Source organism: Streptomyces sp. NPDC048331, from assembly GCF_043201215.1.
In the GTDB taxonomy this organism is placed as follows: domain Bacteria; phylum Actinomycetota; class Actinomycetes; order Streptomycetales; family Streptomycetaceae; genus Streptomyces.
Genome location: NZ_JBICYT010000015.1, coordinates 114002 through 135392, shown reverse-complemented (window position 1 = coordinate 135392; position 21391 = coordinate 114002). Strand labels below are relative to the sequence as shown.

The following is a 21391-nucleotide window of genomic DNA, read 5'->3' as shown; positions in this document are numbered from 1 at the left end:
ACCGGCGGGCGGCTGCCGGCGGGCGGTGCCTCAGGCCTCGATGCGGCCGCTCATCCACATCAGCATCGGCGGGATCTCACGTCGCCACGTGTTGAAGTTGTGGCCACCGCTGTCGAGGATGATGGAGGAGACCCGGTCCGGGCCCTGCACCTTCTTGATGAACTTCCTGGTGTCGGCGAGGTTCGGCTCGCCCTTCTCGCTGCTGGTCACGAGGAAGGACGTGCCGGTCGGCTTCTTGTGCTCGATGCTGTGCAGGACGTCCGCGCGCTTCTTCAGCTTCTCGTCCCCGTGGAACAGGTCACCGGTCGTCGGGTCGTCGGGAGCCTCGTAGTACGCGGACAGACCCGCGGCGGCACCGAAGGTCTGCGGGTAGTGCGCGGCGATCTTCAGAGCGCAGTAACCGCCCGTGGAATTACCGATGAAGCCCATGTTCTCGGGCTTCTTGCCGACCCGGAAGGTGTCCTGGATGGCCTGCGGGAGGTCCACGCCGAAGAAGGTCTCGGTCTGCGGGCCGCCGGGTATGTCCACGCACTCGGTGTCACGGGGCGGCGCCACGGTCGGGCGCAGCATGACCAGGATCATCGGCTTCATCTTGCCCGACTTGGACAGGCTGAAGGCCTTCATCGGGTAGTCGAGCCCTTTGATGAGGTTCTCCGCGGTGCCCGGGTACCCCGTCAGGACGATGGACGCGGGGAAGTTCTGGTCCTTGTGCTGGGGCTGGAAGTACTCCGGCGGGAGCCAGACGTAGCCGGGGCTCGTAATCTTCGACTTCTGCCCGGATATGGCAACCTTCAGGATCTGACCACCGACCTGGGGCTTGGCGCCACCGGGTACGTCCAGCTTCTGCTTGTCGACGACCTTGATGTCCTTGCTGCTCATCGAGTGGTCGACGACCTTGCCCATGGACGTCTCCTGACCGAGCAGGTCGGCCCAGGAACCGTAGAAGAGGAACGACTTGTTGGCCGCCAGCCCCACAGCCGAGAACAGCGCCAGCTGGGTCGCGAGCAGCAGCCCGATACGGCCGGCGAACGCGCGCCAGGTGCGGTTCGAGAGCTTCGGCCAGAACCACACCGTGGCCGCGAAGAGCAGCACACCGGCGACGATGGCCAGCGCCAGAACCGTATTACTGGTGAGACCCATGAGCAGTCAGTCGACTTTCTGGTGGCAGGACTGTTTTTTTCCGACGAAAGAGTGAACCCGCTCCTCGTCGATGTCGTCCTAAGGGACGCACCACACACCGGAGGCTGTCGCGGCCTTCGGCCACATGATCTCTCGCGGAGCAACGGGAAGCGATGTCTAGCAGGATAGATGGCGATAAGTCGGGACAGGTTCCGAGCAGGGTCCGCCGAATCCTCCGAGGTCCACAGCCGGAGTCGGTGCCCGGCCTGGTAGGTACGGCCGTCATGATCGTCGGCCTTCTGGACATCGCGGCAGGGGTGTTCCCGCGATTCCGACACAGCCGGATCCACGCGGTGGCCGAGGTGCTGCCGGTGTTCGGCCCCTTCGCAGCGGCCCTCGCCATCAGCGCGGGCGTCCTGCTCCTGCTGCTCGCGCACGGCCTCAAGCGCCGCAAGCGCCGGGCCTGGCGGGCGGCGGTCGTCCTGCTCCCGGCCGGTGCCGTGGCGCAGTTCCTCTACCGGCACTCGATCGTCGGCGTGATCATCGCTGCGGCGCTCTTCGCGCTGCTGCTGCGCCACCAGAACGAGTTCAAGGCGCTGCCCGACCCCCGCAGCCGCTGGAAGGCCCTCGCCAACTTCGTACTGATGAGCGCCGGCTCCATCGGGCTCGGCCTGCTCATCGTCAACGTCCACCCGAACCGGGTCGTCGGCAATCCGGGCCTGTACGAGCAGATCACGCACGTCGTCTACGGCCTCTTCGGCTTCGAGGGCCCCGTCGACTACGCCGGTCAGGTGTCCTGGACCGTCGGGTACTCCCTCGGCGCCCTCGGCATGCTGACCGCCCTCACCACGATCTACCTGGCCTTCCGCCCCGAGCACCCGGCCGCCCGGCTCACCGCCGACGACGAGGGCAAGCTGCGCGAGCTGCTCGCCAAGCACGGCGGTCGCGACTCGCTCGGCCACTTCGCGCTCCGCCGCGACAAGGCCGTCGTCTTCTCCCCCAGCGGCAAGGCCGCCGTCACCTACCGCGTCGTCTCCGGCGTGATGCTCGCCTCCGGCGACCCCATCGGCGACGTCGAGGCCTGGCCCGGAGCGATCGAGCGGTTCATGGAGGAGGCCAAGGCCCACTCCTGGACCCCGGCCGTCGTGGGCTGCAGCGAGACCGGTGGCGAGGTCTGGACCCGCGAGACCGGTCTGGACGCCCTGGAGCTGGGTGACGAGGCGATTGTCGATGTCAAAGACTTCTCCCTCGCGGGCCGACCCATGCGCAATGTCCGCCAGATGGTGAAGCGCATCGAACGCAACGGCTACACCACCCAGGTCCGCCGGGTCAGCGAGCTGACCGAGGAGGAGCTGGAGCGGGTCCGCGGCGCGGCCGAGGCCTGGCGCGGCACCGACACCGAGCGCGGCTTCTCGATGGCCCTGGGCCGGGTGGGCGAGGAAGGCGACGGCGACTGCTTCATCGCCACCGCGCACCGCGTGGAGGAGGGCGACACCAGCCCCTTCGGCGACCTGAAGGCCGTCCTGCACTTCGTCCCGTGGGGCAAGGACGGCATGTCCCTGGAGCTGATGCGCCGCGACCGCGCCGCCGACCCCGGCATGAACGAGCTGCTGATCGTCGCCTCCCTGCAGGCCGCTCCCGCCCTGAAGATCGAGAAGGTCTCGCTGAACTTCGCGATGTTCCGCGCGGCCCTGGCCCGTGGCGAGAAGATCGGCGCCGGTCCGGTCCTGCGGATGTGGCGCAACCTGCTGGTCTTCCTCTCCCGCTGGTTCCAGATCGAGTCGCTCTACAAGTTCAACGAGAAGTTCCGCCCCCGCTGGGAGCCGCGCTTCATGGTCTACCGCAACAGCCGCGACCTGCCCCGCATCGGCTTCGCCGTGATGCAGGCCGAGGGCTTCGTCACGGTGGCCCTGCCCCGCCTCTTCGCCAGCCGCCGGCGGCCCAAGCCGGTGCGCACCTGCACGCACACCCACATGACGTCCGTGCCCAAGCAGCAGGAGCGCGAGGTCCAGGCGGCGTAACCGCCGCGCACGCCCGTCCAGGGGCCCCGGTGGTCACGAGCCGCCGGGGCCCTGTCGTATCCAGGTCAGCCCTACCCTTGGACCTATGAACACGAAGCGCGGAGCCACCGGCAGGGGCCGGGTCGCAGGTCTGCCGGACTGGGACCGCTGCGCGGTCATGGGCGTCGTCAACGTCACCCCCGACTCCTTCTCCGACGGCGGTCGCTGGTTCGACACCACCGCCGCGGTCAAGCGCGGCCTCGACCTCGTCGAGCACGGCGCCGACCTCGTGGACGTCGGCGGCGAGTCCACCCGCCCCGGTGCCTCCCGCGTCGACGAGGAGGAGGAGCTGCGCCGGGTCGTCCCCGTGGTCCGGGGCCTGGCCTCCGAGGGCGTCTCCGTCTCCGTCGACACCATGCGCGCGGCCGTCGCCGCCCGGGCCGTGGAAGCCGGCGCGGCCCTGGTCAACGACGTCAGCGGCGGGCTGGCCGACCCCGGGATGATCCCGGCCGTCGCCGCCGCCGAGGTGCCGTTCGTGGTGATGCACTGGCGCGGCTTCAGCGCCGGCATGAACAGCCTCGCCGTCTACGAGGACGTGCTCGCCGAGGTCACCGCCGAACTGCGGGACCGGATCGACGCGGTCGTGGCCGGCGGGATCGCCCCCGAGCGGATCGTCGTCGACCCCGGACTGGGCTTCGCCAAGAACGCCGAGCACGACCTGGCCCTCGTGGCCCACCTGCCCGAGCTGCGCGCGCTCGGCTTCCCGCTGCTGGTCGCCGCGTCGAGGAAGCGTTTCCTCGGCCGGGTCCTGGCCGGCGGCGCCGACACCACCCCGCCGCCCGCCCGCGAACGGGACGCCGCCACGGCCGCCGTCTCCGCGATCGCCGCCCACCAGGGCGCCTGGGCCGTGCGGGTGCACGAGGTACGGGCGACCGCGGACGCCGTACGGGTGGCCCGCGCCGTCGAAGGGGCACTCTGATCCTCACCCACCGACAAGGAGCACCGTGAGCAGAACCGACATCGAGGCGGTCGAAGAGGTCAACACGGCCTTCTACGAGGCAATGGAGCGGGGGGACTTCGACTCACTGTCGGCGCTCTGGCTGGAGGACGAGATCTCCTGCGTCCACCCCGGCTGGCCGGTGCTCTCGGGCCGCGGCGAGGTCCTGCGCTCGTACGCGCTGATCATGTCGCACACCGACTACATCCAGTTCTTCCTCACCGACACCAAAGTGGCCGTCATAGGCGATACCGCCCTGGTGACGTGTACGGAGAACATCCTCAGCGGCGGCCCCGCCGAGGACGGCGGGGAACTCGGCCCGCTCGTCGGTCAGCTCGTCGTCGCGACGAATGTGTTCCGACGCACATCCGAGGGCTGGCGGCTCTGGTCCCACCACGGTTCTCCCGTCCTCACGGAGTCCGACGAGGACGAGGAGGAGGACCCCTCCTGACCCCTCCGGCGGGAGCCGGACTGTTTCGCAGGTAAATTCGAAGACGGACGACGCCGACCGCACTCGGCGCAGCCATGGCCCTGGGGAGCCCCGGGACCGGAAGCACCTACGAAAGCAGGAGTGATTCGCGTGGATCGTGTCGCGCTGCGCGGCCTCAAGGCTCGCGGGCACCACGGCGTCTTCCCCCGGGAACGCGAAGAAGGCCAGACCTTCATCGTCGACCTCGTGCTGCACCTCGACACCCGCCCCGCGGCGGCCGGAGACGACCTGGCTAAGACCGTGCATTACGGGGTAGTCGCGGAAGAAGTCGTCGACGTGGTCCAGGGTGAGCCCGTCGACCTCATCGAAACCCTGGCCGAGCGGATCGCCCAGCAGTGCCTCAAGCACGAAGCGGTGGCACAGGTGGAGGTCGTCGTCCACAAGCCGGATGCGCCCATCACCGTCCCCTTCGACGACGTGACCATCACGATCACCCGGAGCCGCGCATGAACAACGCACTGAACGCTCAGAGCGACCCCACCGTCCAGCCGGTACCCGCCTCCGTCGTCGAGACGGTCGACGCGGCGGACGTCACCCTGTCCAACCCCAAATGGGCCGTCATCGCGCTCGGTGCGAACCTCGGTAACCGGCTGGAGACCCTGCAGGGTGCCATCGACGCCCTCGGCGACACCCCCGGCATGCGGGTCAAGGCCGTCTCCCCCGTCTACGAGACCGAGCCGTGGGGCGTCGAGCCCGGCTCGCAGCCCGCCTACCTCAACGCGGTGGTCGCCGTGAAGACCACCCTGCCGCCGTCCTCGCTCCTGGAGCGCGCGCACGCCGTCGAGGAGGCGTTCGACCGCGTCCGCGAGGAACGCTGGGGGCCCCGCACGATCGACGTGGACATCGTCGCGTACGCCGACCGTGTCTCCGACGACCCGGTCCTCACCCTCCCGCACCCGCGCGCCCACCAGCGTGCCTTCGTGCTGGCGCCCTGGCACGACATCGACCCGGAGGCCCAGATCCCGGGCCGCGGCGCGGTCACCGCGCTGCTGGCCGAAATCGGCCTGGTCGGCGTCACGCCGCGCCCGGACCTGGAACTCCACCTCCCCGAGTAGTCGTTAGCCTGTTCACGGCTACTCGCTGAAAGTGGGGAACGGGCAAGTGAAGCAACTGAGGCCGGCGGTCCTGGCGGGCATCTTCTTGGTCGCCGGGATCCTGTCCTGGGCGGGCGCGCGCCTGTGGAACGCCTACGGCACCCTGCCGGGCGTTCCGCTGGCCGCGCCGATCGTCCTGGGCGTCATCGCGGCGGTGCTGCTGGCTACGGCCCTGTCCCTGCGCGCCCGCCTCAAGGCCCAGCGCGAGCGCCGCCCGGGCGCCAAGGGCGTGGAGCCGCTGATGGCGGCCCGCGCGGTGGTCTTCGGCCAGGCCAGCGCCCTGGTGGCGGCGCTGGTGGCGGGCATGTACGGCGGTGTGGGCGTCTTCCTGCTGACCGACGCCCTCGACGTCCCCGCCCGCCGCGACCAGGCCTGGTACGCCGGCTTCTCGGTCCTGGCGGGTGTGGCGGTCATCGCCGCGGCCCTCTTCCTGGAGCACGTCCTGAAGCTCCCGGAGGACGAGGACCCGACGGCCAAGGCCCCGGCCAAGGCCTAGGCCTAGGCCGGGCCGGGGCGCCTACAGGGGGTGGACGTGCCCCAGCCACTCCCACAGCCTGCGGCCGCCCGGCCCTTTGCCCTCCCAGTCGCAGAACTGAAGGTCCGCGAGAGCACCGTCGATCGCGAAGAGGTTCACCTCGCCGTCGTAGCCTCCGTCGGCGTCGGTGAGGGAAGCCGCCGCGACCACGTCCATGCGTTTCTCCATCGGCACCGCCGGCACGGTGTCCGTGTCCACACGCAGGTACACGCACGGACAGGCGCAGTCGCTCGCGTGCATCCGGGTGTGCGCGATCTGGTCCCCGAAGCGCCGGCCGGCGTCCGGCTCCTCGGCCGGCAGCAGCTCCAGGGTCCGCCGGACGTCCTCGCTCAGCGGCTCCCAGCCGTCCGCCTCGGGCACCGACTCAGCGGGCCATGATCAGGCTCATGGCCTCGTTACGGGTGGCGGGGTCGCGGAGCTGGCCGCGGACCGCCGACGTGATGGTCTTCGCGCCGGGCTTGCGGACCCCACGCATGGTCATGCACATGTGCTCGCACTCGATGACCACGATGACCCCGCGCGGGTCCAGTATCTCCATCAGGGAGTCCGCGATCTGCGTGGTCAGGCGCTCCTGTACCTGGGGTCGGCGGGCGAACACGTCCACGAGGCGAGCCAGCTTCGACAGGCCGGTGATCTTGCCGTCCGTGGACGGGATGTAACCGACGTGGGCGACGCCGTGGAACGGGACCAAATGATGTTCACACGAACTCATGACCTCGATGTCCTTCACCAGGACCATCTCGTCGTGGCCCAGGTCGAACGTCGTCGTCAGGACCTCTTCGGGCTTCTGGTACAGCCCGGCGAATATCTCCCGGTACGACCGCGCCACGCGCGCCGGGGTCTCCAGCAGGCCCTCTCGGTCCGGGTCCTCGCCGACCGCGATCAGAAGCTCACGGACCGCCGCCTCGGCGCGCTTCTCGTCGAACACGCCGATCGTGCCCTCGTCACCGGTCAGGGTCACTGGGTCGGTCATCTCATCCTCGTTCCTGTCCGCACACGCGGTCGTACAAATGTGCCGCGCCCCCCAGGCTAGAACCTGGGGGGCGCGGCTTCCATTCCGGGTGGGTCGGGCCGCCCTCTACTCGGGACGGTCCTCGGGAGCCACCTCGATGCCCTTCTCCGTGGAGACCGGCGCGACGGCCGACGTGCCGTTCGCCGAGTTCGTCAGCTGGAGCTCCTTGGGAGAGAGCACCGGCGGACGGGTGGAGGGGGTGCGGCGGGAGGAGCCGGTCCACGCGGGGCGGGCCGGACGCTTCACGATCGTCGAGAAGATCTCTGCGATCTGCTCCTTGTTCAGCGTCTCCTTCTCCAGCAGCGCGAGGACCAGGTTGTCGAGGACGTCGCGGTTCTCGACCAGGATCTCCCAGGCCTCGTTGTGCGCGGTCTCGATGAGCTTCTTGACCTCTTCGTCGACCAGCGCCGCGACCTCTTCCGAGTAGTCCCGCGGGTGCGACATCTCGCGACCCAGGAACGGCTCGGTGTTGTCGCCGCCGAACTTGATCGCACCGAGACGCTCGGTCATGCCGTACTGCGTGACCATGGCCCGCGCCGTGGCGGTGGCCTTCTCGATGTCGTTCGCCGCGCCGGTGGTCGGGTCGTGGAAGACCAGTTCCTCCGCCGCGCGCCCGCCCAGCATGTACGCCAGCTGGTCGAGCATCTCGTTGCGCGTGGTCGAGTACTTGTCCTCGTCGGGCAGGACCATGGTGTAACCCAGGGCCCGACCGCGGGACAGGATCGTGATCTTGTGGACCGGGTCGGAGTTCGGGGAGGCCGCCGCGACCAGGGCGTGTCCGCCCTCGTGGTACGCGGTGATCTTCTTCTCCCGGTCCGACATGATCCGGGTCCGCTTCTGCGGGCCCGCCACGACACGGTCGATCGCCTCGTCCAGCGAGTGGTTGTCGATCAGCTTCTTGTCCGAGCGCGCCGTGAGCAGCGCGGCCTCGTTCAGGACGTTGGAGAGATCGGCACCGGTGAAGCCGGGCGTGCGACGGGCGACGGCGCCCAGGTCGACGTCCGGGGCGACCGGCTTGCCCTTCTGGTGGACCTTGAGGATCTCCAGACGGCCCTGCATGTCCGGACGGTCGACCGCGATCTGCCGGTCGAAGCGGCCCGGGCGCAGCAGCGCCGGGTCGAGGATGTCCGGGCGGTTCGTGGCGGCGATCAGGATGACGCCGCCCTTCACGTCGAAGCCGTCCATCTCGACCAGCAGCTGGTTGAGGGTCTGCTCGCGCTCGTCGTGACCGCCGCCGAGACCCGCACCGCGGTGCCGGCCGACGGCGTCGATCTCGTCGACGAAGACGATCGCCGGAGCGTTGGCCTTGGCCTGTTCGAACAGGTCACGGACACGCGAGGCACCGACACCGACGAACATCTCGACGAAGTCGGATCCGGAGATCGAGTAGAAGGGGACACCGGCCTCGCCCGCGACGGCACGCGCCAGCAGGGTCTTGCCGGTGCCGGGCGGACCGTACAGCAGCACGCCCTTGGGGATCTTGGCGCCGACGGCCTGGAACTTCGCCGGCTCCTGGAGGAACTCCTTGATCTCGTGAAGTTCCTCGACGGCCTCGTCCGAGCCCGCGACATCGGCGAACGTGGTCTTCGGGGTGTCCTTGGTGATGAGCTTGGCCTTGGACTTCCCGAAGTTCATGACTCGGGAGCCGCCGCCCTGCATCTGGTTCATCAGGAACAGGAAGACAACGACGATGAGCACGAAGGGCAGGAGCGAGAGCAGCACGCTCAGGAACGGGCTGGTCTTGTCCGGCGTGACGGAGTATCCGTCCGGGATCTGACCGGCGTCGTACTTGGTCTGGAGGCTCTGGGCGAGCTGGACGCCCTGATCCCCGATGTAGTTGGCCTGGAACTTGGTGCCGTCGTGCTTGCCGAGCTTCTCGCCTTGCTTGAGCTCGATCTTGATCATCTGGCTGTCGCCGGTGGTCAGCTTGGCTGTCTCCACCTGGCCAGTGTTGATCGCCTTGATGACCTCGCTGGTGTCCACCGACTTGTAGCCGCCGCCGGAGCCGACGACATTCATCAACACGACCACGGCGAGGACGGCCAGCACGATCCACATGACCGGCCCACGGAAGTATCGCTTCACGTCCATCCATACGGGACGCCAGGCGTCCCGTCCCTCCTGCCCGTAGGTAAATGCTGCTGTGAGTAAAGACTGTTCTTCGGAATGTACCCCTGAATTGTCACCCGCGGCCCTGTGGGACGGCTGACAGACCCGCCTTCCCCTGCTTCAACGGCGGGAATCGCCCCCAGGTTCCCCGCAGGCTCGGCGGGGTTCCCGGGGGACGGGGCGCGGGCGGGAGTGGATCAGCCGCCGTAGACGTGCGGGGCGAGCGTGCCGACGAACGGCAGGTTGCGGTACTTCTCCGCGTAGTCCAGGCCGTAGCCCACGACGAACTCGTTGGGGATGTCGAAGCCGACCCACTTCACGTCGATCGCGACCTTCGCGGCCTCCGGCTTGCGCAGCAGCGTGACGACCTCCAGGGAGGCCGGCTGGCGGGAGCCCAGGTTCGACAGCAGCCAGGACAGCGTCAGGCCCGAGTCGATGATGTCCTCGACGATCAGGACGTGCTTGTCCTTGATGTCGGTGTCCAGGTCCTTGAGGATCCGCACCACACCGGAGGACTGGGTCCCGGCGCCGTACGAGGACACCGCCATCCAGTCCATGGTGAGCGGGGTGGACAAGGCACGCGCCAGGTCCGCCATCACCATCACGGCGCCCTTGAGCACACCGACGATGAGCAGGTCCTTGCCCGCGTACTCCGCGTCGATCTTCGCGGCCAGCTCGGCCAGCTTCGCGTCGATCTCTTCCTTGGTGATGAGCACCGACTGGAGGTCGTTGCCCATGTCCTTCTCGTCCACCCGCATCACTTTCGTTGTCGGCCGGGGCTCCGGGGGCGACCCCGGAGGACTCAGCCGTGTTTCAGCACCAATCAGCCCTGCCGGATGACAAGTCTGCCACCCTGCCGCTGGGCCTCGACCCGGCCGGGCAGGTTGATGGCGCCCTGACCCCGCCATCCGGTGATGAGGCGGTCGACTTCTTCGATGTGGCGGGCGAAGAGCGAGCCCGCGGGGGACCCCGCCGCGACGACGGCCCTGCGCAGCACGCGGCGGCGGACGGCCGGGGGCAGGGCGTAGAGCTTGGCGCACTCCAGGCGGCCGTCCGCGTCGCGTACGCCGGTCTCCGCGTCGGCGGCCCAGGCGTCCAGCGCGTCGGCGTCGTCGCGGGAGAGTTGCGCGGTGCGGGCGAGCGCCTCGACGACCCCCTTGCCGAGTGCCTTCTCGAGGGCGGGCAGTCCCTCGTGGCGCAGCCGGGAGCGGGTGTAGGCGGGGTCGATGTTGTGCGGGTCGTCCCAGACGGGGAGGGACTGGACCATGCAGGCCTTGCGGGCGGTCTGCCGGTCGACCTGGAGGAAGGGTCGGCGGTAGCGGTTCGTACGGCCTGCGGACCCGCCGGAGACCTCGGGCATGCCGGAGAGCGAACGGATGCCGGAGCCGCGGGCCAGGCCCAGCAGGACGGTTTCGGCTTGATCGTCCCGGGTGTGGCCGAGCAGCACGGCGGCGGCGCCGAGACGGTCCGCGGCCTCGTCCAGGGCCCCGTAGCGGGCGTCGCGGGCGGCGGCCTCGGGTCCGCCGTCGCGGCCGACGCGCACGGCGACGGACTCCACCGGGTCGAGGCGGAGTGCGGTCATGCGGGTGACGACCTCGGCGGCGCGGAGGTCGGAACCGGGTTGCAGTCCGTGGTCGACGGTGATGCCGCCGGCCCGGATGCCGAGCTTGGGGGCCTCGAAGGCGAGGGCGGAGGCGAGCGCCATGGAGTCGGCGCCGCCGGAGCACGCGACGAGGACGAGCGGCAGGGGGCCCCCGGCGCGGCGGGGGGCGGCGGGACTGCCTGTGTGGTCGGTGAGGTCGGTGAGGACGTCGTGGAGTACGCGGCGGACCGCCAGGCGTATCGCCGCGACCGCAGGATGGGGACCCATGTCCGGTGCCCTTCGATGGAGTTCGGATGCCTCGGAGGCGTTGGGGTGGTGTGCTGGGGTGCTGCTGCCCGGCTGCCCCCGCGGAACGGGAGGATGTCACTCAGAGTGCGTCGATGGTGACAGAGCCGAGCCGTTCCCCGAGCATCGCACGCCCTTCCACGGCCCACGGTCCCTCGGACGGGTGACGCTGCTTCCCCCAGTGAGACATGTTTACGCCCCTTGTGTCACTCCGCTTCGCTCGGTTCGCTCCCCTTGCGGTGCACGCGTGCCACCCAGTCGGCGGGGCCGGCGATCTCCGCCTTGGTCGGCAGTGTGTTCGGGGAGGTCCACACCCGGTTGAAGCCGTCCATGCCGACCTGGCCGACGACGGCGCGCACGAAGCGCTCGCCGTCGCGGTACTGGCGCAGCTTGGCGTCGAGGCCCAGCAGTTTGCGCAGGGCGGCGTCGAGGCGGCCCGCGCCGCTGGCCCGGCGCTGCTGGAACTTCTCGCGGATCTCGGCGACGGAGGGCACCACCTGGGGGCCGACCCCGTCCATGACGAAGTCGGCGTGGCCTTCCAGCAGGGACATGACGGCGGTCAGCCGGCCCAGGATCTCGCGCTGCTCGGGGGTCTGTACGAGTTCCACGAGGGAGCGCCCTTCGTCGGCGCTCTCGGCGTCGGGGCGGGCGCCCGCGAAGGACTGGGCGGCCTCGCGGATGCGTTCCAGGACGGTGGACGGGTCGACCTCGGTGGCGCCGAGAAACGTCTGGATCTCGCCTTCGAGGTGCTCGCGCAGCCACGGGACCGCCGTGAACTGTGTACGGTGCGTCTCCTCGTGCAGGCAGACCCAGAGCCGGAAGTCGTGGGGGTGCACCTCCAGCTCGCGCTCGACGTGCACGATGTTGGGCGCGACGAGCAGCAGTCGGCCGCCGCCGGCGCCGGGCAGGTCCCGGGTGACCGGCGCGAAGGTCTCGTACTGGCCCAGGACCCGGGAGGCCAGGAAGCTCAGCAGCATGCCCAGCTCGACGCCGGTGACCTTGCCGCCGACGGCTCCGAGGACGGCTCCGCCCGGGGCGCCCGCGCGGCGGTCCTGCATCTTGCCGAGGAGCGGCTGGAGCAGTTCGCGGAATCCGGCGACGTTGGCCTTGACCCAGCCGGCCCGGTCGACGACCAGGACGGGTGTGTCGGGGACGGCCGACCCCTCGGGGATCATCCGGGTGAACTCACGCACGTGCCGTTCCGAGGTCCTGGCGTGCCGCCGCAGCTCCGCGACGACGGCCCGCGCCTCGTCCCGGGTGACCTCCGGGCCGGGTCGTACCAGTCGGGTCGCGGTCGCCACCGCGAGGTTCCAGTCGACCATCTCCGCACCACCGATGCTCGTCATGCGTCAACCGTACGTGGACCGGCCCTCCTGCGGACCCCCTACGAAGCGGTCGCGACGGCCGCGGCCAGCTTGTCGAGGGCCTTCTCCGCGCCCTCGGGGCCGGGGCTGTTGGCCGTGAGGAAGGCGAAGGCGAGGAGTCGGCCGGAGGGGTCGACGACCGTCCCGGACAGCGAGTTCACCCCGGTCAGGGTGCCGGTCTTGGCGCGGAGCAGGCCGGCGGCCGGGGAGGTGCCGGAGTTGCGGGCCTTCAGGGTTCCGGTGAATCCGGCGACGGGCAGTCCGGTGAGGACCGGGCGCAGCTCGGGACGCTTGGGGTCGGCGGCCTTGGCGAGGAGTCCGGTCAGCAGGCCGGCGCTGACCTTGTCGGCGCGGTTCAGGCCGCTGCCGTCGGCGAAGCGGGAGCCGGCGGTGTCGATGCCGAGGGCGGTGAGCCGGTCGGTGACGGCCTGCTCGGCGCCCTCGAAGCTCGCGGGTCGGCCGGAGGCGAGGGCGGTCTGTCGGGCGAGGGCCTCGGCGATGTCGTTGTCGCTGTTGGTCAGCATCCGCTCGACGAGCCCGCCGATCGGGGTGGAGAGGGTGACGGCCAGCGGCTGGACGCCTGCGGCGGCCTTGGCCTTCGCCGGTTCGCCGGTGACCTTGATGCCGCGGTCGGCCAGCAGGGTCCGGAAGGCCCGGGCGGCGTCGCGGGAGGGGTCCTCGGCGCGGTCCACGGGCCCGGAGGTGGAGTCGTCGGGGCGGCCCTCGTCGGCCGTCAGGGAGGTCACCGGAGCGATGTTGGGGTTGCCGCCGATCGGGTGGCGGACGGGGCCCGCGTAGAGGCTGTCGTCGTATCCGAGGGTCACGGTGTCGGTGCCGGCGGCCTTGAGGGCCTGCGCGGTGTCGGCGGCGAGGGCGACGAGGCTGCCGCCGGATCCGGCGGGGCTCTTCTTCTTCGCGGTGAGCGAGGGGTCGCCGCCGCCGACCAGGACGATCTGCCCGGGGGCGGCGCCGGGCGTGACGGTGGTCCTGATCCGGTGCTCGGGCCCGAGGGCGGCCAGCACGGCAGTGGCGGTGACGATCTTGACGGTGGAGGCGGGGGTCATCGCGTCCCGGGCCCCGGCCTCGTAGAGGATCTGCCCGGTGGCGGTGTCGACGACGGACGCGGTACGGACGGTGCCGAGCGCGGGGTCGGCGAGCAGCGGCTTCAGCGTGGCGGCCAGGCCTCCGGCGGAGGCGGGCTCGGCGGGGGCGCTCTGCGCGCGGGGGACGCCGGGGCCGATCGCGCCGAGCACTCCGGGGGCGCTGGGCGCGGCTTCGGGCAGGGTGCCGGAAGCCGCTCCTCCATCGTGATCTGCGCCACCCGTACGGCCCCAGGAGGCGGCTCTGTCCCGCTCGGCCTTACGCTGGCCGGAGTCCCAAGGACCGGCCGCGGCCACCGCTGCCACCGACAGGGCGAGGCCGGCGACGGCCGACCCTGCGATGAGCTGCCAGGTCTTGACCAATGGCACCTCGGACCAGCCCCTTTCGCGATCACACATATGCGTGAGGGACACTTAACCACTGCGTCTTGCCGCGAGCATGGCACCCCACCCGGCAGGGCTGGGACGGACGCGCACGCAGATGAATCGACGCAGTCCCGAAGCAATGCAGCTGATCATGGAGGAGCAGGACGTGGAGTTCGACGTCACCATCGAGATCCCCAAGGGTTCGCGGAACAAGTACGAGGTGGACCACGAGACCGGCCGGATCCGTCTGGACCGTCGCCTCTTCACCTCGACCAGCTACCCGGCCGACTACGGCTTCGTCGAGAACACCCTCGGCGAGGACGGCGACCCGCTGGACGCGCTGGTCATCCTTGACGAGCCGACCTTCCCGGGCTGCCTGATCAAGTGCCGCGCCATCGGCATGTTCAACATGACGGACGAGGCGGGCGGCGACGCCAAGCTGCTCTGCGTGCCGGCCTCCGACCCGCGTGTCGAGCACCTGCGCGACATCCACCACGTCTCCGAGTTCGACCGCCTGGAGATCCAGCACTTCTTCGAGGTCTACAAGGACCTGGAGCCGGGCAAGTCCGTCGAGGGCGCGAACTGGGTCGGCCGCACCGAGGCCGAGGCCGAGATCGAGGCCTCGTTCAAGCGCCTGGAGGCGCAGGGCGGCCACCACTGAGCTCGCGCTCGGCGGTGACGGGCCGGGGCACTCCCCCGCGCCCCTCGTGACATGGCGGGCGGTATCCCTTCCGGGATGCCGCCCGCTGTCGCGTTCCCGGACCGCTGCGACGGGCGTCACCGGGTAGGCGGTGGGTGCGCGGCGGCCGTACGGCGGGTGCGCGCTGGGTGTGCGGCGGGAGGAAACGATTCCGCATACTGATACCCCGGGTGATCACGGACTGGAGGACGCGTGGCGGAGGCCGACGGGGCAGAGGACAGGAAGCCCCAGTCCGACGAGGCGCACAGCGCCTTCACGCCGCCGCCCGGCATGGAGCCGGACGCGTTCGAGGAGGACCAGCCCACCTCGGAATTCGCCCGTCCGGCGGGCGCCGAACCGGTGGAGCCCGAGCCCGAGGGATCGGCCTTCGCCGCCCCGGCCACCTACCGGGCCGCGCAGTCCCCGCCCGCCTACACCCCCGGCCAGGGCTTCCCCGTCGCGCGGATGAAGGAATCGCCCTGGCAGGACCGCATGCGCACGATGCTGCGCATGCCGGTCGACGTACGCCCCGTACCGGAGCTCGTGCAGCGCCACAGCGAGACCGGGCCCGCCGTGGGCCGCGTGCTCGACCTGACCCTGCGCATCGGCGAGCTGCTGCTCGCGGGCGGTGAGGGCGCCGAGGACGTCGAGGCCGCGATGTTCGCGGTGGCCCGCTCGTACGGACTGGACCGCTGCGAGCCGACCGTCACCTTCACCATGCTGTCCATCACCCACCACCCCTCGCTCGTGGGCGACCCGGTCACGGCCAGCCGGACCGTGCGCCGCCGCGGCACGGACTACAACCGGCTCGCGGCCGTGTTCCGGCTCGTGGACGACATCAGCGCCCACGAGATCGACGTGACGCTGGAGGAGGCCTACCGGCGCCTCGCCGAGATCCGCCGCAATCGGCACCCGTACCCCGGCTGGATGCTCACGGCCTCCGCCGGACTGCTCGCCGGGGCCGCCTCCACCCTCGTCGGCGGCGGGGTCCTCGTCTTCATCGCCGCGGCTCTCGGCGCGATCCTCGGCGACCGCCTGGCCTGGCTGTGCGCCGGGCGCGGGCTGCCCGAGTTCTACCAGTTCGTGGTCGCCGCGATGCCGCCCGCCGCCATCGGCGTGGCGCTCAACATGACCGCGATCGACGTCAAGGCCTCCGCCGTGATCACCGGTGGGCTGTTCGCGCTGCTGCCGGGACGGGCCGTGGTCGCGGCCGTGCAGGACGGCCTGACCGGCTACTACATCACCGCCTCCGCCCGGCTGCTGGAGGTCATGTACCTCTTCATCGGCATCATCATGGGCGTGCTGGTGGTGCTCTACGTCGGGCTGCAGTTCGACGCCTCGCCGCGCCCGGAGGAGGTCCTCCAGATCCAGCAGCGGCCGCTGATCCAGATCGCCGCCTCGATGGTGCTGGTGTTCACCTTCGCGATCCTGCTCCAGCAGGAGCGCTCCAGCGTGTGGATCGTGACGCTGAACGGCGCCGTCGCCTGGGTCACCTTCGGGGCCCTGCACTACGCGGGCGGCATCCCGCCCGTGCCGTCCACGGCCGTCGCGGCCGGGCTCGTGGGCCTCTTCGGGCAGCTCTTCTCCCGCTACCGCTTCGCCTCCGCCCTGCCGTACGTGACGGCCGCCATCGGCCCGCTGCTGCCCGGCTCGGCGGTGTACTACGGGCTGCTGCTGATCGCCGAGAACCGGCTGAACGAGGGCCTGGGCTCGCTGGTGAACGCCGCGGCCATCGCGCTGGCCATCGCCATCGGGGTCAACCTCGGGTCGGAGGCCTCGCGGCTGTTCATGCGCATCCCGGGGGCCGCCAGCGCCGCCAAGCGCCGCGCCGCCAAGCGGACCCGCGGCTTCTGAGTCCCGGCGCGCCGCGCGGGTGTGCCCGTACGCGGCCTCGTACGGGCACACGTACGCCCCGGGGCCTCAGGTTGGGCTCTCCGGGGCGGTACGGGCGTACGGGGTGCTGTGAGCGGGCCTCAGCGCTTGGCGTGGCGGCCGCGCGCGCCCGGGGCCTGCGGGGCGGAGCCGTCGGCCACGGCCTCGGCCGACTCGGCGGCCGCCTTGCCCTCCTTGCGGGCCTTCAGCACCTCGAAGATCACCGGGATGACCGAGATCAGGACGATGCCCACCAGGATCGGCTCGACGTTCGTCTTGATGAACTCGATCTGCCCGAGCCAGTAGCCGGCGATCGTGACGCCCGCGCCCCAGCCGATGCCGCCGATGACGTTGTAGGTCAGGAAGGTGCGGTACTTCATCGTGCCGGCGCCCGCGACCATCGGGGCGAAGGTACGGATGATCGGCACGAAGCGGGCGAGCACGATGGCCTTGGGGCCGTGCTTGTCCATGAACTCGTGCGCCTTGTCCAGGTTCTCCCGCTTGAAGAGCTTGGACTTCGGCCGGTTGAAGAGCTTCGGCCCGAAGAACTTGCCGATCATGTATCCGACCTGGTCACCGATGATGGCGGCGGCCACGATCAGGGTGCAGACCAGCCACAGCGGCTGCTTGATGTACTGCCCGTCCGCGACCAGCAGACCCGCCGTGAAGAGCAGGGAGTCGCCGGGAAGGAAGGCGAAGAGTCCCGATTCGGCGAAGACGATGACCAGGATGCCGATCAGACCGAAGTGCGAGATCAGGTAGTCCGGGGACAGCCACTCTGGGCCGAGCGCAAGCGTATACACGGGTTCCGGGCTCTCCTGGAATCGGGGGGCGTAAGGCGGAAGGAGCGGTTTCAATTATCAACGCACACGACCCCCGCCCGGTTCCAGGGACCGGAGGGGGTCGCGCGGGTGATCATCCGGGCTACAGCTTGCGCACCGCGTTCGCCAGGATCGCGTCCCGGAGGTGCTCGGCCATGCCCGGCCGCACCGCGTCGTAGAACGCCGTGAACCGCTCGTCCGCCACGTACATCTCACCGAGGCAGGTGTGCATCTCGTACGGGCAGTCGTAGAACCACTTGGCGATGTGCAGACGGTGTTCCTCGGCCAGGTCCGTCGCGAGCTCGCCGTCGGCGGGCTCGCCCGCCTCCATGGCCGCCGCGTACCGACGGCCCCAGTCGGCGGACTCGTCCTGCATGCGCTGCCAGTCGTCCTTCGTGTACGAGGCCGCGCGGCGTTGGGACTCCGCGTACGCCGTGGTATCGCCCCAGCGCTCCTCGACCTCCTGCGCGTACTGCTCCGGGTCTTCGTCCCCGAAGACCTCGAACTTCTCCTCGGGCGTGAGGTTGATGCCCATCTTCTTCGCCTCCATGGCGTGCTCGACGGCCTTGGCCATCTGCTGGAGCCGGTCGATCCGGTCGGTCAGCAGGGCGTGCTGCCGGCGCAGATGCTCCCGCTGATCGGTCTCCGGGTCGTCCAGCAGGACCGCGACCTCGTCGAGGGGGAAGCCGAGCTCCCGGTAGAACAGGATCCGCTGCAGCCGGTCCAGGTCGGCGTCGTCGTACCGCCGGTGTCCCGCGTGGCTGCGCCCGCTCGGGGAGAGCAGCCCGATCTCGTCGTAGTGGTGCAGGGTGCGCACCGTGACTCCGGCGAAACCGGCGACCTGGCCCACGGAGTAGCTCATCTCTTCCGCCCTCTGGTTGGGTACGCCCTTCACTGTGCTTCCTCACGTGGCGTGAGGTGCAAGTCCGTTCCGGCGGCTACCTGCTCAGGCCGCGGAACCTGGCCACCGCCAGGGGGAAGAAGAGCGCCAGCAGCAGGACCGGCCAGCCGACGGCGAGCAGCGTCGCGTGGTCACCGGCCCACGAGGTGCCGGCCGCGGCGGGGTTGTCGAACAGGTCGCGGACCGCGGTCGCCGTCGCCGACATCGGGTTCCATTCCACCACCGCTCCCAACCAGCCCGGCATGGCCTCCGGCGTGGCGAAGGCGTTGGAGAGGAAGCCCACCGGCCACACCAGGATCTGCACCGCCTGCACCATCTCCGGGCGGCCCGCGACCATGCCGAGGAAGATGCCGATCCACAGCATCGCGAAGCGCAGCAGCAGGAGCAGCGCGAAGGCCGCCAGGGTGGCCGCGGGCGAGCCGTGCGGGCGCCAGCCCAGCAGCAGGCCGACGCCCGCGAGGACGACCAGGCCCACCGCCGACTGGAGCATGTCCGCGACGCTGCGGCCGACCAGGACCGCCGCGGAGGACATCGGCATGGCGCGGAACCGGTCGATCACCCCCTTGCCGAGGTCCTGGGTGACGGCGGTCATCGTCGCCTCCAGGCCGAAGGCCATGGTCAGCGCGAGCATCCCGGGCACCAGGAACTCCACGTACTCGCCGTCGATCCCGCGCCCGCCGCCGATGAGGAAGCCGAACATCAGCAGCAGCATCACCGGGAAGACCAGTCCGACGACCACCTGGACCGGCCTGCGGCCCCAGTGCGCGAGCTCGCGCCGGGTCATCGTCCAGGAGTCCGAGACCACCCATGCCGCGCTCATGCGGCCACCTCCTCGCGGTCGGTCAGGCGCAGGAAGACCTCGTCGAGCGTGGGGCGGCGGACCGCGAGGTCGAGCGCCTCGATACCGGCCTCCTCCAGGGCGCGCAGGGTCAGGGTCAGACCCGCCATCCGGTCCGCCACCGGGAAGCTCAGGGTCAGGGAGTCCGGATCCACGGTCGGGTCCGGCAGCAGCCGCGCCGCCTCCGCCAGCCGTGCCGCGTCCCGCAGGACGACGACGATCCGGTCCGCCCCGAGCAGGGACTTCAGCTCGTCGGCCGTGCCCTCGGCCGCCCTCCGGCCCGCGTCGATCAGCGTGATGCGGTCGGCCAGCTGGTCGGCCTCCTCCAGGTACTGCGTGGTCAGCAGGACGGTGGTGCCGCCGCCCACCAGGGAGCGGACCGCGCTCCACACCTCGGTGCGGCCGCGCGGGTCGAGCCCGGTGGTCGGTTCGTCGAGGAAGAGCACCTCCGGGTCGGTGATCAGGGACGCCGCGAGGTCGAGCCGGCGGCGCATGCCGCCGCTGTACTGCTTCACCGCCTTGCGGCCGGTGTCCGCGAGGCCGAAGCGGTCCAGCAGTTCGTCGGCCCGCAGCCCCGCCCGCCGGGCGCCGAGGTGGTGGAGGCGGCCGAACATCTCCAGGTTCTGCCGTCCGGCCAGGTCCTCGTCGAGCGCCGCGTGCTGGCCGAGCAGCCCGATCCGGGCGCGGACGGCCGGCGCCTGGGTGCGTACGTCGTGGCCGGCGACCCGGACCACGCCCTCGTCGTGCCGCAGCAGGGTGCTCATGATGCGCACGGCCGTGGTCTTTCCGGCTCCGTTGGGGCCGAGGACGGCGTGCACCGTGCCGGGCTTCACCTCCAGGTCGAGCCCCGCCAGCGCGGGCTTGTCGCCGTACCGCTTGTGGACACCTTCGACGAAGATCGCCAAAACCGCTCCTCCGGTAATCAAATTTGAATAGCTGGGCGTGCCACAAGGTAGTGCCCACTCTCAGGCTAGTCAAACTTGATTACGCATCCTGGTGCGAGGTGTACGCGTTCTCCTGGCCGTCCGCGAGGACCCCCACGAACGGGACGCCGCCCTCACCGGCGAAGGAGTACGCGCCCCCCTCGATCCGGGCCACCAGCCCGCGCGTCCACTCCGCCTCGGCATCCGCGGAGTGGACCCACATGTGCATGATCTCGCCGATGTGGCCCAGCGCCTCCGGGCCGCCCTCCGGCGTGTAGTAGTCCGTCACCGACGACCGCCACAGCGCCAGCTTCGCCATCCGCTCCCCGAGCAGCGCGAGCACCTCCGCCCGCGGCAGGTCGACCATGAAGCCGATCGCCGCGGACAGCACGTCCGTCTTCTGGTCGTACGCCGCGAGGGCCTCGCGCAGCAGCCGGAAGTACTCCGCGCGGCCGGCGTCCGTCACCTCGTACTCGGTGCGCGGCGGCCCGCCCGCCGCGCTCGGCGCCACCTCGTGCGCGTGCAGGACGCCTTGCTTCGCCATCTGCTTGAGCGCGTGGTAGATCGATCCGGGCTTGGTGTTCGACCACTCGTGGGCGCCCCAGTACTCCAGGTCGTTGCGTACCTGGTACCCGTGGGCCCGCCCGTGCTGGCGGACCGCACCGAGGACAAGAAGCCGGATCGCTGACATGGGGCCAGGCTACTCACCCACGCTCACCCCATGGCGCGGGTGCCGTCCAGGGACTCCCGGACGATGTCCGCGTGACCCGCGTGCCGGGCGAACTCCTCCACCAGGTGCAGCAGCATCCAGCGCATCGAGACCTTGGTGTCCTTGGGGAACCAGGGCGCCGGCGGCAGCGGGAAGGTGTCGTCCAGGCTCGGGACGGTGGCGACGAAGGCCGCCGTCTGCTCGGCGACCTCGTCCCAGAAGGCGAGGACCGACGGGATGGACTCGCCGTCGACCAGGCGGAAGGCCTCACCCCAGGTCTCCTGGGTGCGCGCCCGCTCGTTGGGCGCCTGCTGGGCGAGGCGCAGCCAGTTCAGCTCGACCTCGGCCACGTGCTTGACCAGACCGGACAGGGTGAGCTCGCTGGCGCTGGGGCGGCTCGCGGCCTGTTCCTCGCTCAGCCCGAGCAGCGATTCGCGGATCGCCGTGCGCTGGGCTTCGACGAAGGCGAGGAGAGTGCCGCGCTCGTCGCCGAGGACTTCGGTGGAGATCTGAGCCATGACCGACCGCCTTATGGGTGGGGTGGGGGGGGGGGGGGGGGGGGGGGCCCCCCCCC

21 protein-coding genes and 1 pseudogene are annotated in these 21391 nt (G+C 70.6%); 8 read left to right on the top strand and 14 right to left on the bottom strand.

Going from position 1 to position 21391, the window contains the following annotated elements; all coding sequences use genetic code 11:
- Positions 1-30: 30 nt before the first annotated feature.
- Entirely contained in the window at positions 31-1140 is a 1110-nt protein-coding gene (locus tag ACGFYY_RS22500) for an alpha/beta hydrolase-fold protein (protein WP_365271199.1), read from the bottom strand.
- Between the two features lie 152 nt (positions 1141-1292).
- Between ACGFYY_RS22500 and ACGFYY_RS22495 the strand changes: the two genes are divergently transcribed.
- The 6 genes from ACGFYY_RS22495 (at position 1293) to ACGFYY_RS22470 (ending at position 6196) form a co-directional block, all read left to right on the top strand.
- On the top strand, positions 1293-3140 hold the full coding sequence (locus tag ACGFYY_RS22495) for a phosphatidylglycerol lysyltransferase domain-containing protein (RefSeq protein WP_393711725.1): 1848 nt from the start codon (positions 1293-1295) through the stop codon (positions 3138-3140).
- Positions 3141-3225: 85 nt separating this feature from the next.
- On the top strand, positions 3226-4098 hold the full coding sequence (folP, locus tag ACGFYY_RS22490) for a dihydropteroate synthase (protein ID WP_393711723.1): 873 nt from the start codon (positions 3226-3228) through the stop codon (positions 4096-4098).
- A gap of 25 nt (positions 4099-4123) precedes the next feature.
- Positions 4124-4567, top strand: a complete 444-nt coding sequence (locus ACGFYY_RS22485) for a nuclear transport factor 2 family protein (RefSeq protein ID WP_030756175.1) — start codon at positions 4124-4126, stop codon at positions 4565-4567.
- A 129-nt stretch (positions 4568-4696) separates the two neighbouring features.
- Positions 4697-5056 carry a dihydroneopterin aldolase gene (folB, locus tag ACGFYY_RS22480; RefSeq protein ID WP_030010912.1) on the top strand — a complete coding sequence of 120 codons (360 nt, stop codon included), beginning with the start codon at positions 4697-4699 and terminating at the stop codon, positions 5054-5056.
- Complete coding sequence (gene folK, locus ACGFYY_RS22475; RefSeq protein WP_365271208.1) at positions 5053-5661, top strand: 2-amino-4-hydroxy-6-hydroxymethyldihydropteridine diphosphokinase; 609 nt, start codon at positions 5053-5055, stop codon at positions 5659-5661. Before folB ends, folK begins: the two co-directional genes overlap by 4 nt.
- 46 nt (positions 5662-5707) lie before the next feature.
- Positions 5708-6196, top strand: coding sequence for a DUF3180 domain-containing protein (locus tag ACGFYY_RS22470; protein WP_365271211.1), 489 nt, complete (start codon positions 5708-5710; stop codon positions 6194-6196).
- Between the two features lie 21 nt (positions 6197-6217).
- Here ACGFYY_RS22470 and ACGFYY_RS22465 read toward each other — a convergent pair whose 3' ends face one another.
- The 7 genes from ACGFYY_RS22465 to dacB form a co-directional block, all read right to left on the bottom strand.
- Positions 6218-6595, bottom strand: coding sequence for a hypothetical protein (locus ACGFYY_RS22465; protein ID WP_393711720.1), 378 nt, complete (start codon positions 6593-6595; stop codon positions 6218-6220).
- A 4-nt stretch (positions 6596-6599) separates the two neighbouring features.
- Positions 6600-7208, bottom strand: a complete 609-nt coding sequence (gene folE, locus ACGFYY_RS22460; RefSeq protein WP_030756162.1) for a GTP cyclohydrolase I FolE — start codon at positions 7206-7208, stop codon at positions 6600-6602.
- Positions 7209-7313: 105 nt separating this feature from the next.
- Positions 7314-9338 (bottom strand): ATP-dependent zinc metalloprotease FtsH, encoded by a 2025-nt coding sequence (ftsH, locus tag ACGFYY_RS22455; RefSeq protein WP_365271219.1) that lies wholly within the window; start codon positions 9336-9338, stop codon positions 7314-7316.
- 215 nt (positions 9339-9553) lie between these two features.
- Complete coding sequence (gene hpt, locus ACGFYY_RS22450; protein ID WP_030010907.1) at positions 9554-10114, bottom strand: hypoxanthine phosphoribosyltransferase; 561 nt, start codon at positions 10112-10114, stop codon at positions 9554-9556.
- A gap of 65 nt (positions 10115-10179) precedes the next feature.
- Positions 10180-11226 carry a tRNA lysidine(34) synthetase TilS gene (tilS, locus tag ACGFYY_RS22445; protein ID WP_365271224.1) on the bottom strand — a complete coding sequence of 349 codons (1047 nt, stop codon included), beginning with the start codon at positions 11224-11226 and terminating at the stop codon, positions 10180-10182.
- Between the two features lie 224 nt (positions 11227-11450).
- The gene (locus tag ACGFYY_RS22440; RefSeq protein WP_393711715.1) at positions 11451-12590 is read right to left on the bottom strand and encodes a zinc-dependent metalloprotease; all 1140 of its coding nucleotides are present in this window, start codon (positions 12588-12590) and stop codon (positions 11451-11453) included.
- Positions 12591-12628: 38 nt separating this feature from the next.
- Complete coding sequence (gene dacB / locus ACGFYY_RS22435; RefSeq protein WP_393711713.1) at positions 12629-14107, bottom strand: D-alanyl-D-alanine carboxypeptidase/D-alanyl-D-alanine-endopeptidase; 1479 nt, start codon at positions 14105-14107, stop codon at positions 12629-12631.
- A gap of 133 nt (positions 14108-14240) precedes the next feature.
- Between dacB and ACGFYY_RS22430 the strand changes: the two genes are divergently transcribed.
- Together ACGFYY_RS22430 and ACGFYY_RS22425 are read left to right on the top strand one after the other, a co-directional pair.
- Positions 14241-14735 (top strand): inorganic diphosphatase, encoded by a 495-nt coding sequence (locus ACGFYY_RS22430; RefSeq protein ID WP_030756147.1) that lies wholly within the window; start codon positions 14241-14243, stop codon positions 14733-14735.
- Positions 14736-14966: 231 nt separating this feature from the next.
- Positions 14967-16607 carry a threonine/serine exporter ThrE family protein gene (locus ACGFYY_RS22425; RefSeq protein ID WP_393711711.1) on the top strand — a complete coding sequence of 547 codons (1641 nt, stop codon included), beginning with the start codon at positions 14967-14969 and terminating at the stop codon, positions 16605-16607.
- Between the two features lie 149 nt (positions 16608-16756).
- Here the strand turns inward: ACGFYY_RS22425 and ACGFYY_RS22420 are convergent.
- The 6 genes and pseudogenes from ACGFYY_RS22420 to ACGFYY_RS22395 all read right to left on the bottom strand — a co-directional run.
- Positions 16757-17428: pseudogene (locus ACGFYY_RS22420) on the bottom strand (DedA family protein); the annotation flags it as partial.
- A 121-nt stretch (positions 17429-17549) separates the two neighbouring features.
- A complete protein-coding gene (locus ACGFYY_RS22415; protein WP_393711709.1) occupies positions 17550-18308 on the bottom strand; it encodes a MerR family transcriptional regulator in 759 nt (252 codons plus the stop codon).
- Positions 18309-18384: 76 nt separating this feature from the next.
- Positions 18385-19167 carry an ABC transporter permease gene (locus ACGFYY_RS22410; RefSeq protein WP_365271238.1) on the bottom strand — a complete coding sequence of 261 codons (783 nt, stop codon included), beginning with the start codon at positions 19165-19167 and terminating at the stop codon, positions 18385-18387.
- Entirely contained in the window at positions 19164-20090 is a 927-nt protein-coding gene (locus ACGFYY_RS22405) for an ATP-binding cassette domain-containing protein (protein WP_365271241.1), read from the bottom strand. The genes ACGFYY_RS22410 and ACGFYY_RS22405 overlap by 4 nt, the downstream gene beginning before the upstream one ends.
- A gap of 79 nt (positions 20091-20169) precedes the next feature.
- The gene (locus ACGFYY_RS22400) at positions 20170-20799 is read right to left on the bottom strand and encodes a PadR family transcriptional regulator (RefSeq protein ID WP_393711705.1); all 630 of its coding nucleotides are present in this window, start codon (positions 20797-20799) and stop codon (positions 20170-20172) included.
- Between the two features lie 23 nt (positions 20800-20822).
- Positions 20823-21335 carry a DinB family protein gene (locus ACGFYY_RS22395; RefSeq protein WP_365271246.1) on the bottom strand — a complete coding sequence of 171 codons (513 nt, stop codon included), beginning with the start codon at positions 21333-21335 and terminating at the stop codon, positions 20823-20825.
- Between the last annotated feature and the right edge of the window lie 56 nt (positions 21336-21391).

Coding starts and splice junctions, on each gene's coding strand:
- ACGFYY_RS22495 (WP_393711725.1), top strand. CDS start 1,293: ATGTCTAGCAGGATAGATGGCGATAAGTCGGGACAGGTTCCGAGCAGG.
- ftsH (WP_365271219.1), bottom strand. CDS start 9,338: ATGGACGTGAAGCGATACTTCCGTGGGCCGGTCATGTGGATCGTGCTG.
- folP (WP_393711723.1), top strand. CDS start 3,226: ATGAACACGAAGCGCGGAGCCACCGGCAGGGGCCGGGTCGCAGGTCTG.
- ACGFYY_RS22500 (WP_365271199.1), bottom strand. CDS start 1,140: ATGGGTCTCACCAGTAATACGGTTCTGGCGCTGGCCATCGTCGCCGGT.
- dacB (WP_393711713.1), bottom strand. CDS start 14,107: ATGTGTGATCGCGAAAGGGGCTGGTCCGAGGTGCCATTGGTCAAGACC.
- ACGFYY_RS22415 (WP_393711709.1), bottom strand. CDS start 18,308: ATGAGCTACTCCGTGGGCCAGGTCGCCGGTTTCGCCGGAGTCACGGTG.
- tilS (WP_365271224.1), bottom strand. CDS start 11,226: ATGGGTCCCCATCCTGCGGTCGCGGCGATACGCCTGGCGGTCCGCCGC.
- ACGFYY_RS22395 (WP_365271246.1), bottom strand. CDS start 21,335: ATGGCTCAGATCTCCACCGAAGTCCTCGGCGACGAGCGCGGCACTCTC.
- ACGFYY_RS22440 (WP_393711715.1), bottom strand. CDS start 12,590: ATGACGAGCATCGGTGGTGCGGAGATGGTCGACTGGAACCTCGCGGTG.
- folE (WP_030756162.1), bottom strand. CDS start 7,208: ATGACCGACCCAGTGACCCTGACCGGTGACGAGGGCACGATCGGCGTG.
- ACGFYY_RS22400 (WP_393711705.1), bottom strand. CDS start 20,799: ATGTCAGCGATCCGGCTTCTTGTCCTCGGTGCGGTCCGCCAGCACGGG.
- hpt (WP_030010907.1), bottom strand. CDS start 10,114: ATGCGGGTGGACGAGAAGGACATGGGCAACGACCTCCAGTCGGTGCTC.
- folK (WP_365271208.1), top strand. CDS start 5,053: ATGAACAACGCACTGAACGCTCAGAGCGACCCCACCGTCCAGCCGGTA.
- ACGFYY_RS22410 (WP_365271238.1), bottom strand. CDS start 19,167: ATGAGCGCGGCATGGGTGGTCTCGGACTCCTGGACGATGACCCGGCGC.